The 12,243-nt window shown below is 70.4% G+C and carries 13 protein-coding genes; 8 read left to right on the plus strand and 5 right to left on the minus strand.

The features are described from left to right. Positions 1-185: 185 nt before the first annotated feature. Together OC490_RS04860 and OC490_RS04865 are read left to right on the plus strand one after the other, a co-directional pair. Complete coding sequence (locus OC490_RS04860) at positions 186-1,100, plus strand: HipA family kinase (protein ID WP_262056527.1); 915 nt, start codon at positions 186-188, stop codon at positions 1,098-1,100. A 38-nt stretch (positions 1,101-1,138) separates the two neighbouring features. Next, entirely contained in the window at positions 1,139-1,408 is a 270-nt protein-coding gene (locus tag OC490_RS04865; protein ID WP_262056528.1) for a SelT/SelW/SelH family protein, read from the plus strand. Between the two features lie 25 nt (positions 1,409-1,433). Here OC490_RS04865 and aceB read toward each other — a convergent pair whose 3' ends face one another. Together aceB and OC490_RS04875 are read right to left on the minus strand one after the other, a co-directional pair. Further along, the gene (gene aceB / locus OC490_RS04870; protein WP_262056529.1) at positions 1,434-3,056 is read right to left on the minus strand and encodes a malate synthase A; all 1,623 of its coding nucleotides are present in this window, start codon (positions 3,054-3,056) and stop codon (positions 1,434-1,436) included. Between the two features lie 187 nt (positions 3,057-3,243). After that, positions 3,244-3,843: an NTP transferase domain-containing protein gene (locus OC490_RS04875; RefSeq protein WP_262056530.1), complete on the minus strand. Its 600-nt coding sequence runs from the start codon at positions 3,841-3,843 to the stop codon at positions 3,244-3,246. 188 nt (positions 3,844-4,031) lie between these two features. On the opposite strand from OC490_RS04875, the gene OC490_RS04880 reads away from it, so the two are divergent. Next, on the plus strand, positions 4,032-4,352 hold the full coding sequence (locus OC490_RS04880; protein ID WP_262056531.1) for a DUF5955 family protein: 321 nt from the start codon (positions 4,032-4,034) through the stop codon (positions 4,350-4,352). A 1-nt stretch (position 4,353) separates the two neighbouring features. Here OC490_RS04880 and OC490_RS04885 read toward each other — a convergent pair whose 3' ends face one another. Continuing rightward, a complete protein-coding gene (locus tag OC490_RS04885) occupies positions 4,354-5,031 on the minus strand; it encodes a DUF6304 family protein (protein ID WP_262056532.1) in 678 nt (225 codons plus the stop codon). Next, a complete protein-coding gene (locus tag OC490_RS04890) occupies positions 5,028-5,822 on the minus strand; it encodes an IclR family transcriptional regulator (protein ID WP_262056533.1) in 795 nt (264 codons plus the stop codon). The genes OC490_RS04885 and OC490_RS04890 overlap by 4 nt, the downstream gene beginning before the upstream one ends. 281 nt (positions 5,823-6,103) lie before the next feature. On the opposite strand from OC490_RS04890, the gene allB reads away from it, so the two are divergent. Beyond that, complete coding sequence (gene allB, locus OC490_RS04895) at positions 6,104-7,441, plus strand: allantoinase AllB (RefSeq protein ID WP_262056534.1); 1,338 nt, start codon at positions 6,104-6,106, stop codon at positions 7,439-7,441. 49 nt (positions 7,442-7,490) lie between these two features. After that, positions 7,491-8,621 carry an allantoicase gene (gene alc, locus OC490_RS04900; protein WP_262056535.1) on the plus strand — a complete coding sequence of 377 codons (1,131 nt, stop codon included), beginning with the start codon at positions 7,491-7,493 and terminating at the stop codon, positions 8,619-8,621. A gap of 173 nt (positions 8,622-8,794) precedes the next feature. Here the strand turns inward: alc and OC490_RS04905 are convergent, their stop codons facing one another. After that, complete coding sequence (locus OC490_RS04905) at positions 8,795-9,547, minus strand: SDR family oxidoreductase (protein WP_262056536.1); 753 nt, start codon at positions 9,545-9,547, stop codon at positions 8,795-8,797. A gap of 100 nt (positions 9,548-9,647) precedes the next feature. On the opposite strand from OC490_RS04905, the gene OC490_RS04910 reads away from it, so the two are divergent. The 3 genes from OC490_RS04910 (at position 9,648) to OC490_RS04920 (ending at position 12,177) form a co-directional block, all read left to right on the plus strand. Further along, positions 9,648-10,463, plus strand: coding sequence for an AIM24 family protein (locus OC490_RS04910; RefSeq protein WP_262056537.1), 816 nt, complete (start codon positions 9,648-9,650; stop codon positions 10,461-10,463). Positions 10,464-10,553: 90 nt separating this feature from the next. Then, positions 10,554-11,180 (plus strand): dihydrofolate reductase family protein, encoded by a 627-nt coding sequence (locus OC490_RS04915; RefSeq protein WP_262056780.1) that lies wholly within the window; start codon positions 10,554-10,556, stop codon positions 11,178-11,180. 91 nt (positions 11,181-11,271) lie between these two features. Continuing rightward, positions 11,272-12,177, plus strand: coding sequence for a DMT family transporter (locus tag OC490_RS04920; protein ID WP_262056538.1), 906 nt, complete (start codon positions 11,272-11,274; stop codon positions 12,175-12,177). Positions 12,178-12,243: the final 66 nt, after the last annotated feature.

The following is a 12,243-nucleotide window of genomic DNA, read 5'->3' on the forward strand; positions in this document are numbered from 1 at the left end:
CGGAATCATCCCGCCGCACGGTGGCCTGGGCGTTCCTCGTCGGCGATCACCCTCGGTTACTATTCTCACTTCATACCGGAGGCCTCCCCGGATTCTCCCCAGGGCTGATGGCGGGCAGTTCCACTCCTCGGCGCTCCCGGGCCGGCTGTGGATTGCAAGGCTGAAGAGTGAGGCGGTCGGAGGAAGTGCTGAGAGAGGTCACCGCGACCCGCTACATCGAGCCCCTGCGCTCCGGCGGTTCCGTCCCCGGAGTCGTCGAGGCCGACGACCTCGGCACCTACGTCGTCAAGTTCACCGGCTCCGCGCAGGGTCGCAAGGCACTCGTCGCCGAGGTCGTGGTCGGGGAACTCGCCCGCGCCCTGGGGCTGCGTTTCCCCGAACTCGTGCTCGTGCACTTCGATCCGGAGATCGCCGACGAGGAACCGCATCACGAGGTCCGGGACCTGCACCGCGCGAGCGCGGGCCTGAATCTCGGCATGGACTATCTGCCGGGCGCCCGGGACTTCACCCCCGAGGTCGCCGCGCGTTGCACGGTCGACCCGCTGGAGGCCGGGAAGATCGTCTGGCTCGACGCGCTGACCGTCAACGTCGACCGTACGGTGCACAGTTCGAACCTGATGATCTGGCCCACCCTCGGCATCGCACCCCCGCGCCTGTGGCTCATCGACCACGGCGCCGCCCTCGTCTTCCACCACCGCTGGGACGGCGCCGACCCCACGAAGGCCTACGACTTCCGCCACCACGCCCTCGGCCGCTACACGCCGGACATCCGGGCCGCCGACGCGGAACTCGCGCCCCGGGTCACCGAGGAGCTGCTGCGCCGGATCGTGGCCGAGGTGCCGGACGCCTGGCTGGCCGGCGAACCGGGCCTCACGACCCCCGACGCCGTCCGGGAGGCGTACGTCGACTACCTCCACGCGCGCGTGGAGGCCTCCGCGGCCTGGCTGCCCACCGACTTCCCCAGCAGGGAGGAACTCGCCGCCGAAGAGGCCCGGCGCGCGGCGAAGACACAGCAGGGCCGCCCGAGTTGGCTCAAGCGGGTCCCCGACCTGCACGGCAAGCCGGCGGCGGAACAGGATTGGTCGGTACACCTGGGATGAACGGGAAGACGATCGGGATGACGGGGAAGACGACGGGCATGACCCAACGAGTTCAGATCGAGTACTGCACCCAGTGCCGTTGGCTGCCGCGCGCCGTCTGGCTGGCGCAGGAGCTGTTGACCACCTTCGAGACCGAGTTGACGGAACTGTCCCTGAAGCCCGGCACGGGCGGTGTCTTCGTCGTCCGCGTCAACGACGAGGTCGTGTGGGACCGCCGCGAGCAGGGCTTCCCGGAGCCCACGGCCGTGAAGCAGCTCGTACGCGACCGAGTGGCCCCGGGAAAGTCCCTGGGCCACTCGGACAAGTGAGCTTCGCCTCGCGGCAGTCGAGGGGTCAGCCCTTGAGCTGCTCGTACGCCGGCAGCGTCAGGAAGTCCGCGTAGTCGGCGTCGAGCGCGACCTCAAGGAGCAGGTCGTGGGCCTGCTGCCAGTGGCCCGCGGCGAAGGCGTCCGCACCGATCTCGGCACGGATGTTCTCCAGCTCCTCGGCGGCGATTTTGCGCGCCAGCTCGGGAGTTGCCCGCTCGCCGTTCTCGAACTCGACGTCCGCGTTGATCCACTGCCAGATCTGCGAGCGCGAGATCTCGGCGGTGGCCGCGTCCTCCATCAGGTTGAAGATGGCGACCGCGCCGAGCCCGCGCAGCCACGCCTCGATGTAACGGATGCCCACCTGAACGGCGTTGACGAGCCCCGGGTAGGTCGGCTTGGCGTGCAGTGAGTCGACGGCGATCAGGTCGGCGGCCTTGACGTCGACGTCCTCGCGCAGCCGGTCCTTCTGGTTCGGCTTCTCGCCGAGCACCGCGTCGAAGGAGGCCAGGGCGATCGGCACCAGGTCCGGGTGGGCCACCCAGGACCCGTCGAAACCGTCGCCCGCCTCACGGTCCTTGTCCGCCTTGACCTTCTCGAAGGCGACCTTGTTGACCGCCTCGTCCCGGCGGGACGGGATGAACGCCGCCATGCCGCCGATCGCGTGCGCCCCGCGCTTGTGGCAGGTGCGGACGAGGAGTTCGGTGTACGCCCGCATGAACGGGGCCGTCATCGTGACCGCGTTGCGGTCCGGGAGGACGAACCTGGGCCCGCCGTCACGGAAGTTCTTCACGATGGAGAACAGGTAGTCCCAGCGGCCCGCGTTCAACCCCGAGGCGTGGTCGCGGAGTTCGTAGAGGATCTCCTCCATCTCGTACGCGGCCGTGATCGTCTCGATCAGCACGGTCGCGCGGACGGTGCCCTGCGGGATGCCGACGTAGTCCTGCGCGAAGACGAACACGTCGTTCCACAGCCGGGCTTCGAGATGCGACTCGGTCTTCGGGAGGTAGAAGTACGGGCCCTTGCCCAGGTCCAGCAGCCGCTGCGCGTTGTGGAAGAAGTACAGCCCGAAGTCCACGAAGGCGCCCGGGACTTGCTCACCGTCCACCAGCAGGTGCCGTTCGTTGAGGTGCCACCCGCGAGGCCGCATGACGACGGTCGCCAGCTCGTCATCGGCCTTCAAGGCGTACGACTTACCGGAGTTGGGGTCGGTGAAGTCGATGGCGCGGGTGTAGGCGTCGATCAGGTTGAGCTGGCCCGTGACGACGTTCTCCCACGTCGGCGCCGAGGCGTCCTCGAAGTCCGCGAGCCAGATCTTCGCACCCGAGTTGAGGGCGTTGATCGTCATCTTGCGGTCGGTGGGGCCGGTGATCTCGACCCGCCGGTCGTTCAGCGCGGCGGGGGAGGGGGCCACCTTCCAGGAGTCGTCCGAGCGGATCGCGGCGGTCTCCGGGAGGAAGTCGAGGGTGGAGGTGCGGGCGATCTCCGCACGGCGCTCGGCCCTGCGGGCGAGGAGTCCGGCCCGGCGGGGCGTGAACCGGCGGTGCAGCTCGGCCACGAAGGCGAGGGCCTCGGCGGTGAGGACCTCCTCCTGCCTGGGCAGCGGTTCGGCGTCGACGACGACCGGCGAGGACGGCGCTGGTGCGGACATGAACTGTCACTTCCTTCAGCGAGCGTGGCACCGGGTGCCAGATGACCCGGGTAGGACGGAGAGCACCCGAGGGGCCGCCGGGCGCTTCTGAACAGTGGATACTAGTTTCCTCATCGTGGAAGTTCAATGGTTTGTTGACGTCGAGATTCTCCGCATCGAGCCAAAGTGGCGCTCAGTGTCACCCCGTTCACTCAAGGTGGACGAGATCCGCCTCAGTGTCGATGTCGTACGGCTCCGCCGCATCCCCGCACTCGACGAGCACGACCGCGTCCGCGTGCGCCTTGAGGTACGCCCGCGCCCCCCGGTCCCCGGTCGCGCTCTCGGCGATCCCGGCCCAGTGCGCGGCCCCGAACAGCACCGGATGCCCGCGCACCCCGTCGTAGGCGGCCGAGACGAGCGAGTCCTCGGAGCGGTAGGCCGCCAGTACCCGCGCCACCGCCTCCGCACCGATCCCGGGCTGGTCGACCAGCGACACGAGCGCCGCCCGCGCCCCCGTACCGGTGAGCGAGTCGAGCCCCGCGCGCAGTGATGACCCCATCCCCTGTTCCCACTCCGGGTTCTCCACGACCACGCACCCGGTCAGCTCCGCCTGCTCTCTTACGGCGTCGGAGCGCGCCCCCAGGACCACATGGACGCGAGTGAGGCCGGCCGTGCGCAGGACCCCGACCGCGTGCTCCGCGAGGGGCCGCCCCCGGTGTCGTAGCAGCGCCTTGGGCCGCCCGCCGAGCCGTCGGCCGCCTCCCGCGGCGAGCAGCAGCCCGGCGACCTGGTCTTCGTTTCGCGTCATGCCTCCTGCATACCTGACGCGGCGGCGACCGGACGGAATCCTCCTACTTAATTTCGGTCCATGGAGTGGCGCGCCTCGCACCGGGTGGCGTTTACTGGCCCGCGTCCCTCGGCGCCCGACCAGTGTTGCGGGGTGCGCGGCGGGACCACAAAGTTCTTGCGCACGAAGACGTGCGAGGGGGGAGAGCTGTGTTGCGGAGCTTGGGGCAGAGGTCATTGACCGGCAGCGACGAGGATCCGAGGGTGGCGGAACTGCGGACCGCGGTGTCCCGGTTGCGCCGCGAACTGGCCGCGCATCCGGCCGAGTTCCCGGACCGGGTCATCGCCGAGGACGAACTCGCCGCGCTGGCCGCGATGACCATCGACGGCGTTCCCGAAATCCCGCGCCTGCGCCGCTCGTTGCTCCTCATCGCCGGCGCGATCGGCTCGGTGAGTGCCCTCGCGAGGGGTCTGACGGACGTACGCAACGCCGTGGACCTGTTCGGTCAACCCCGGGGCGGGCAGGGCTAGTTCACTGCCGAGGGTGCGACGGGAACGGTCCCCGGTGTCCCGTGTGCCTGGTGGTGGCCCGGTGCTCGAACTGTTCGCAGAGCCAGGTCTCCTGGACGAACTCGGTGTGCTCGTTCCAGGCGTCGAGGACGCCGTCCGGACCGGGCCGGGCGTCACGGAAGCAGCCCAGTCCGCCCATCAGCCCGTGTCCCACCGGTAGGTAGTCGGACCTGGCGCACGCGGTACAGGCCCACAGTCGCACCCCGGCCGGCAGCCGCCGCTGGATCTCGTGGAGCGCGTCCTCGAAGTTGTCGCCGCCTTCGTTGTTGCGGTACTCGCGCCCGTCCAGGCGCAGGGTGGTGGTGAGTATCTCCACGTCCAGGCCACGCAGGGGTCCGACCGGGCCGCCGAGCCGCAACGCGCAGTCCAGCACCGTCGCCCGTACGCCCTGCCCCTCGACCGCGACGGACAGCGGCACCTCCCACTCCAGCAGGCAGGAGCACAGCGCCCCGTCGGAGATGGTGAACGAGGCCTCCGGCGGCTCCCCGTCGAGCGCGCGGAGGTCGTTCATGCTGTAGCTCTCGAAGTGGACGCCTCTGATCGTCGTGCGGATCAGCTGCCGGCCGTCCGACTCGAAGACGACGTCCTCGCTGCCGTGCCGGTCGGTGTACCGCCCGGGCCGGCGCTGTACGGCGTTCACGCCGGGTTCTGGCTGGCCAGTGCCTCCGACAGTTCGCCGGCCACCTGCTGGAGGATCGGCACGATCTTCTCGGTCGCCGACTCGGTGACCCGTCCCGCCGGACCCGAGATCGAAATCGCGGCGGCGGTTGGGGAGTTGGGCACGGAGACGGCGAGACAGCGCACGCCGATCTCCTGCTCGTTGTCGTCGATCGCGTAGCCGAGGCGGCGTACGTCCTCCAGTGCCGCGAGGAAACCCTCGGGCGTGGTGATCGTCTTGTCGGTCGCGGCGGGCATGCCGGTACGGGCGAGCAGCGCGCGTACCTCGTGGTCCGGGGTGTTGGCGAGCAGCGCCTTGCCGACGCCCGTGGAGTGCGGCAGGACGCGCCGGCCGACCTCGGTGAACATCCGCATCGAGTGCTTGGACGGCACCTGTGCCACGTACACGATCTCGTCGCCGTCGAGCAGCGCCATGTTCGCCGTCTCGCCGGTCTCCTCGACCAGCCGGGCGAGGTAAGGGCGGGCCCAGGTGCCGAGCAACCGGGACGCGGACTCGCCGAGCCGGATCAGCCGCGGGCCGAGGGCGTACCGCCGGTTGGCCTGCTGGCGGACGTAACCGCAGACCACCAGCGTGCGCATCAGCCGGTGGATGGTGGGCAGCGGCAGTCCGCTGCTCGCGGAGAGCTCGCTCAGGCCGACCTCACCGCCCGCGTCGGCCATCCGCTCCAGCAGGTCGAAGGCGCGCTCGAGGGACTGGACACCCCCCGTGGCGGACTTGGTGGAGTCGGTGCTGCTGGCGCTGGACGGCGGCACGGCGCGTTCCTTTCGGCACGGGCGGGAAGGGCTGAAGCCTACCCGGGGGCCGGTTGACTCCCCGCCGGTGCGTAGCTACGTTCTGCTTGCCGGAAGTCTACTTCCGCTTTGTGGAAACATCCAGAGTGTGCGTCTGCGGCACATCGCGGAGAGGTGTGCCCTTGACGGTACGGGAGCGGGAGTGAAGACTCCTTCAACAGAACGTTGAATTCCGTTACGTGGACGTAAATCCCGTTTCCCGGAAGTAACGGAAGCGACGACGGTGGTAGAGAGGGGTCCGGGTGTCCGACGCTGAACTGGTGGTGCGCTCCACACGTGTCATCACTCCCGAGGGAACACGTGCCGCGGCGGTCGCGGTAACCGGCGGGAAGATCACGGCCGTTCTCCCCTACGACGCCGAAGTCCCGTCCGGAGCACGGTTCGAGGACTTCGGCGACGACGTCCTGCTGCCCGGCCTGGTCGACACCCATGTGCATGTGAACGACCCCGGCCGCACCCACTGGGAGGGCTTCTGGACCGCCACGCGCGCGGCGGCGGCCGGTGGCATCACCACCCTGATCGACATGCCGCTCAACTCTCTTCCGCCGACGACGACGGTCGACAACCTCCGTACCAAGCAGGAAGTCGCCGCGACCAAGGCCCACATCGACGTCGGCTTCTGGGGCGGCGCCCTGCCCGACAACGTCAAGGACCTGCGCCCGCTGCACGACGCCGGCGTCTTCGGCTTCAAGGCGTTCCTGTCCCCGTCCGGCGTGGACGAGTTCCCGCACCTCGACCAGGACCAACTGGCCCGTTCCCTGGCGGAGATCGCCGGTTTCGGCGGCCTGCTCATCGTGCACGCCGAGGACCCGCACCACCTCGAAGCGGCCCCGCAACAAGGCGGCCCCAAGTACACCGACTTCCTCGCCAGTCGCCCCCGCGACGCCGAGGACACGGCCATCGCCGGTCTGATCGCTGCCGCCAAGCGCCTCGACGCCCGCGTCCACGTCCTGCACCTCTCCTCCTCCGACGCGCTGCCGCTGATCGCCGCAGCCAAGGCCGAGGGCGTCCGCATCACGGTGGAGACGTGCCCCCACTACCTCACCCTCACGGCCGAAGAAGTCCCGGACGGCGCAAGCGAGTTCAAGTGCTGCCCGCCCATCCGCGAGTCCGCCAACCAGGACCTGCTGTGGCAGGCGCTGGCCGACGGCACGATCGACTGCGTGGTGACGGACCACTCACCGTCGACCGCCGACCTGAAGACCGCCGACTTCGCCACGGCCTGGGGCGGCATCTCCGGCCTCCAGTTGAGCCTCGCGGCGGTGTGGACGGAGGCGCGCAAGCGGGGCCACGACCTGGAGGACGTGGTCCGCTGGATGTCGTCAAGGACGGCTGGGCTGGCGGGACTTGACCAGAAGGGTGCCATCGAGGCGGGCCGCGACGCCGACTTCGCGGTCCTCGCACCCGACGAGACGTTCACCGTGGACCCGGCCACCCTCCAACACCGCAACCGCGTCACGGCGTACGCCGGAAAGACCCTCAGCGGCGTCGTGAAGTCGACCTGGCTGCGCGGCGAACGCATCGTGCTGGACGGCGAGTTCACCGACCCGAAGGGCCAACTCCTGACCCGTACCCCCTGATCCCCCATCCGCACCCGCAGCGGCCCACTCCCGAAAGGCAGACACAGCAGTGACGGCGCAGCATCCATTTCCTTTGGCTCGCTTCACCGGCGACGCGAACCCCTACGGAGGCGGTGACCCGTACGCGGACTACCGCACGGCCGACTTCCCCTTCACCCAGTACGCCAACCTCGCCGACCGGCAGCTCGGTGCCGGAGTCATCGCCGCCAACGACGAGTTCTTCGCCCAGCGCGAGAACCTCCTGGTGCCCGGGCCCGCCGAGTTCGACCCCGAGCACTTCGGTCACAAGGGCAAGATCATGGACGGCTGGGAGACCCGCCGCCGACGTGGCGCCTCGGCCGAGCACCCGTGGCCGACGGCCGAGGACCACGACTGGGCACTGGTCCGGCTCGGCGCGCCCGGCGTGATCCGGGGGATCGTCGTCGACACGGCCCACTTCCGCGGCAACTACCCGCAGGCGGTGTCGGTCGAGGGCATCTCGCTGCCGGGCTCCCCGTCCCCCGAGGACCTGCTCTCCGACGACGTGAAGTGGACGACCCTGGTCCCGCGCACGCCGGTAGGCGGCCACGCGGCGAACGGCTTCCCCGTCTCGATCGAGCAGCGCTTCACCCACCTCCGCGTCAACCAGCACCCCGACGGCGGCATCGCGCGACTGAGGGTCTACGGCGAGGTCGTCCCCGACCCCAACTGGCTGGCGGCGCTGGGAACTTTCGACCTGGTCGCGCTGGAGAACGGCGGCCGGGCCGAGGACGCGTCCAACCTCTTCTACTCACCAGCCACCAACACCATCCAGCCCGGCCGCTCCCGCAAGATGGACGACGGCTGGGAGACCCGCCGCCGCCGCGACCGGGGCAACGACTGGATCCGCTACGGCCTGGCCGCGCAGTCCGAGATCCGCGCCGTCGAGATCGACACGGCGTACCTGAAGGGCAACAGCGCGGGCTGGGCGTCGGTGTCGGTACGGGACGGCGAGTCCGGAGACTGGCACGAGATCCTCCCGCGCACCCGCCTCCAGCCCGACACGAACCACCGCTTCGTCCTCCCCGCTCCGGCCATCGGGACGCACGCGCGCGTGGACATCTATCCCGACGGCGGGATCTCGCGGTTGCGGTTGTTCGGCTCGCTGACGGATCAGGGGGCGGCGACACTGGCGGCCCGACACCAGGAGCTGGGCGGCTGACGCGAGCTTCCAAACGCCGGACCGGCGCCTTCCCGCACAGGCCGGCCGTATCCAGCCTGTCCGGCGTTTGAGGACGAGGCCCCTTCAGGGCCGAAGCGGGGGTCTGGGGGCGCGCAGCCCCCAGGGACGCGAGCCACAGCGCACCCGCACGTACCCGGCCAACCGCCGGAGGCCTACGCAGCGTGCCCGCCGTCGATCGCGAACTCCGCCCCCGTGACGTAATCCGCATCCGCCCCCGCCAGGTACGCGACCATCGACGCCACCTCGTCCGCCGTCCCGAACCGCCCCAGCGCCGTCATGGCCGACTGGTCGGCCGCGTACGGCCCGTCCGCGGGGTTCATGCCGGTGTCCGTGGGCCCCGGGTGCACGATGTTCGCCGTGATCCCGCGTCCGCCCAGCTCACGGGCGAGCGCCTTCGTCAGGCCGACCAGCGCCGACTTGCTGGTCGCGTAGAGCGTCCCGCCGGGCCCCGGCACCCGCTGTGTCATGCAGGTACCGATCGTGATGATCCGGCCCCCGGACGACATCCGCGCGGCAGCCGCCTGCGAGGTCAGGAACACCCCGCGGACGTTCACCGCAAGCACCCGGTCCACGTCCGCGAGGGACAGCCCGTCCAACGGACCGAGCACACCCACACCCACGTTGTTCACCAGCACATCGAGCCCGCCCAACGCCTCCGCCGCACGCTCCGCCGCCCCCGTCGCCTCGACGGCATCCGCGGAGTCCGCCCGCAACGCGACCGCCCGCCGTCCCAGCGCTTCGATCCGCCCTACTACGTCCTCGGCCGCCTCCTTGCCCGCCACATACGTGACCGCCACGTCCGCGCCGTCCCGCGCCAGCCGCAGCGCCGTCGCCGCACCGATGCCACGGCTGCCGCCGGTGACCAGGGCGACCTTGCCGTTCAGGGTTCCGTAAGTCGTTGTCATGGGCCCATCCCAGCGGTCGGCGCACCCGCGTGCTGGCGGCGAACGGACGCCGACCTCGCGCGGGCGGAACTGATTCCGCCGCCTCCGGCGTTCTCCCCTCGTGACCCTTCAGCAAGAAATCGTCGGCAACGCCATGCAGATGGCGGTCGTCAACCTGAACCCCGGCCAGACCGTGTACTGCGAGGCCGGGAAGTTCCTCTTCAAGACGACGAACGTGACCATGGAGACCCGTCTGAGCGGCCCGCCCGGCGCCGGACAGCAGCAGGGCGGCGCGGGCTCCGGCGGTATGGGCGGCATGCTCCGGCAGGCCATGGGGACGGCCATGCAGGTCGGCCAGCGCGCGCTCGCGGGCGAGTCGCTGGCGTTCCAGTACTTCACCTCCCAGGGCGGCGAGGGCACCGTCGGCTTCGCGGGCGTGCTCCCCGGAGAGATGCGCGCCCTGGAACTGGACGGCACGCGCGCGTGGTTCGCGGAGAAGGACGCCTTCGTGGCCGCCGAGTCCAGCGTCCAGTTCGGCATCGCCTTCCAGGGCGGCCGGACCGGCATGAGCGGCGGCGAGGGCTTCGTCCTGGAGAAGTTCACCGGGCACGGCACGGTGATCATCGCCGGGGCGGGCAACTTCATCGACCTGAACCCGGCCGACTTCGGCGGTCGCATCGAGGTCGACACCGGCTGCCTCGTCGCCTTCGAGGAGGGCGTCCAGTACGGCGTCCAGCGCATCGGCGGCCTCAACCGCCAGGGCCTGATGAACGCCGTGTTCGGCGGCGAGGGCCTCTCCCTGGCCACCCTGGAGGGCAACGGCCGCGTCATCCTTCAGTCCCTCACCATCGAGAGCCTCGCCAACGCCCTGAAGAAGGCCCAGGGCGGCGACAAGCAGGGCCCGACCGGCGGCATGTTCTCGACGCACGCCGGGTGAGGTGTCGTAGCGACGACCGATGAGTTGCGGGGGCGGACGGGGTCTGAGCTGATGACACCAAGTCCCCGCACCAGGAAGCAGGCACCCGACATGGGCAAGCTCGTCTCCACCATCTTCGTCACCCTCGACGGCGTCTACCAGGCCCCCGGCGGCCCCGAAGAGGACACCCGCGGCGGCTTCGAGCACGGCGGCTGGAGCTTCGTGTACGGCGACGACGACTTCGGCCGGTTCGTGGTCGAGGTCTTCGGCCGCTCCGGCGCCTATCTGCTCGGCCGCCGTACGTACGACATCTTCGCCTCGTACTGGCCGAACATGACCGACCCCGCCGACCCGATCGCGTCCAAGCTGAACGCCCTGCCGAAGTACGTCGCCTCGGCCACCCTCACCGACCCCTCCTGGGCGGGGACCACCGTCCTCGGCGGCGACCTCGCCAAGGAGGTCACGGACCTCAAGGAGCGCACCGAGGGCGAACTCCAGGTGCACGGCAGCGGCGCCCTCGTCCGGTCCCTCCTGGAGCTCGACCTCCTAGACACCATCCACATGGTGACCTTCCCGGTCGTACTCGGCACCGGCCTGCGCCTGTTCCCCGAGGGCACCGCCCCCAAGGCCTTCAAGCGCACGGGCGGAACCATTACCGGCACCGGGGTCTCGATCCAGTCGTACGACGTGGCGGGTCGCCCGACGTACGGCTCGTACGCCGAACCGGAAAACGCCTAGTCAACCGGGATCCGCGCCGGTACGGTGATCGTTCCGTGTGGCAGCCGCCGATGTCTCCACCCCTTCGCCGGAGACCGGGAGAGCCGCCCCCATGTCCTCGATCGCCGTACCGCGCGCCGCCGCGCCCCACCGCACCTGGTCGACCGACCTGCCCGTCCTGCTGGTCGCCGTGGTCTGGGGCGCCAGCTATCTCGCCGCCAAGGACATCACCACCGCCCGCACGGTCCTCGCCGTCCTGGTCCTGCGCTTCGCCCTCGTCCTGCCCGTCCTGGCCGTCGTGGGCCACCGCTCGCTGCGCGCCCTGACGGCCGCCCAGTGGCGCGGCGCCGGGCTGCTCGGCCTGATCCTCGCCGGGATCTTCCTCCTGGAGACCTACGGCGTCGTCCACACCTCGGCGACGAACGCGGGCCTCATCATCAGCCTCACCATGATCTTCACCCCGCTCGCCGAGGCCGCGGTGACCCGCACGAGGCCCTCCCGCGCCTTCCTCGGGGCAGCGGGCCTCTCGGTGCTCGGCGTGCTGCTGCTGACCCAGGGCGCCGGCTTCAGCCGCCCCTCCCTCGGTGACCTCCTGATGCTGCTCGCGGCCCTGGCCCGCACCCTGCACGTGCTGGCCATGTCCCGCAGCAAGGCGGTCCGGGGCGCCGACGCGCTGTCCCTGACCACCGTCCAACTCGGCGCCGCCGTCGCGGTGTTCGCGCTGCTGTCGGCCGGCGCGGGCCCCACGCCGTGGGCGACGGCGGCGGACTTCGGACCGCGCGAGTGGGCCGGGCTGCTGTTCCTGTCCGTGTTCTGCACCCTGTTCGCCTTCTTCGTCCAGATGTGGGCCGTACGCCGGACCTCCCCTTCCCGGGTCAGCCTGCTGCTGGGCACCGAACCCCTGTGGGCCGCCGCGGCCGGCATCGCGCTCGGCGGGGAACGGCTCGGCGCGTTCGGGCTGGCGGGCGGCGTGCTCGTCCTGGTGGGGACGGCGTGGGGGCGTGGGGCGGCACGTTGACTCCCGAAGAGCTCAACGGCAGCGGTCATTCATCCGATAAATAGTCCCGATATGTTCGCGAATCGC

It is taken from the genome of Streptomyces sp. STR69, assembly GCF_024519455.1.
GTDB lineage: Bacteria > Actinomycetota > Actinomycetes > Streptomycetales > Streptomycetaceae > Streptomyces.